Annotated in this window: 1 protein-coding gene; it reads left to right on the plus strand. The window is 61.8% G+C overall.

Translation table 11 applies throughout. The annotated features are described in order from the left end of the window. Positions 1-106: 106 nt before the first annotated feature. Positions 107-1,291 (plus strand): IS481 family transposase, encoded by a 1,185-nt coding sequence (locus AC5Y4Z_RS26210; RefSeq protein ID WP_499967948.1) that lies wholly within the window; start codon positions 107-109, stop codon positions 1,289-1,291. Positions 1,292-1,357 lie beyond the last annotated feature (66 nt).

The following is a 1,357-nucleotide window of genomic DNA, read 5'->3' on the forward strand; positions in this document are numbered from 1 at the left end:
AATGTATTAGCTCGGCTGATGCTTGACATTTTGTCTTCGGGTGATGCCTGACAGTGTTTCGGCTGATGCTTGACAGTTACTTCGACTGATCCTTGACACTCCCTTGATGAGGGAGTTGAGCGTGGCAGAGCAGAGGTATCAGGCCGTGATGGCGGTGATCAGCGACGGGTTGTCGGTGTCGCAGGCTGCCGAGAAGTCCGGGGTGTCGCGCCAGACGTTGCACGCCTGGTTGGCCCGGTATGAGGCCGAGGGCCTCGAAGGGCTCAAGGATCGGTCACATCGGCCGGTGAGTTGTCCGCATCAGATGCCAGCCGAAGTGGAGGCGACGGTGTTGGAGTTGCGCCGGTCGCGTCCGTATTGGGGTCCGCGGAGGCTGGTGTTCGAGTTGGGCAAGCGGGACGTGGCGCCGCTGCCCTCGGAGTCGGCGGTGTATCGGGCGTTGGTGCGTGCGGCCATGATCGATCCGGCCGATCGTGATCGGCGTTCGCGTAAGTGGAAACGCTGGGAACGCGGTGCGCCGATGGAGCTGTGGCAGCTAGACGTCGTGGGCGGGTTTGCGCTCGCGGATGGCAGCTGCGCCAAAGCCTTAACGGGCATCGATGACCATTCCCGGATGTGTGTAGTGGCGCGGTTGATGGCCGCTGAACGTACCCGGGCGGTCTGTGACGGGTTTCGCGCCGCGTTGGCCAAATATGGGGCGCCGCATCAGGCGCTTACCGATAACGGCAAGGTCTTCACCGGCCGGTTTCATCACCCTCCGGTGGAGGTGCTCTTTGATGCGATTTGTCGGGAGCACGGGATTGATCATTTGTTGACCCAGCCGCGCAGCCCGACGACGACGGGCAAGATTGAGCGGTTCCACCGCAGCCTGCGCGCTGAATTCCTCAGCGAGCAGCGTCCGTTCAGCAATCTGAAGACCGCTCAGCAAGCCGTTGACGAGTGGGTGGACTACTACAACTATGAGCGGCCGCATCAATCACTGGACATGGTTACCCCTGCCGAACGATTCGGCTCGGTCACCGCAACACCGCGCGCTGTGGCCGCCACACCGAGGGTTGATCGTGGCGGCCAGGACTGGGTCAGCCGGCGGGTGACCACCAACGGCGTGGTCAGCGTGGCCTGGCAACAGGTCTGCGTCGGCGCTCACCATGCCGGGGCCCGCTGCGACGTGCACGTCGATGGTGACTTGCTGCGGTTCTTTATCGGAGATGAGTTGGTCAAGACCGTCGCGCGAACCAGTCGTGGCGAGGTAAGAAACAAACGGGCTTTCCGCACCCGCGAACAGGCCTAACCCATAACCCAGAGTGTCAAGGATCAACCGACATAGAAAAGTCAAGAATCAACCGACTCTGAACAG

The sequence above is a fragment of the Mycobacterium sp. NGS63 genome (genome assembly GCF_059812295.1).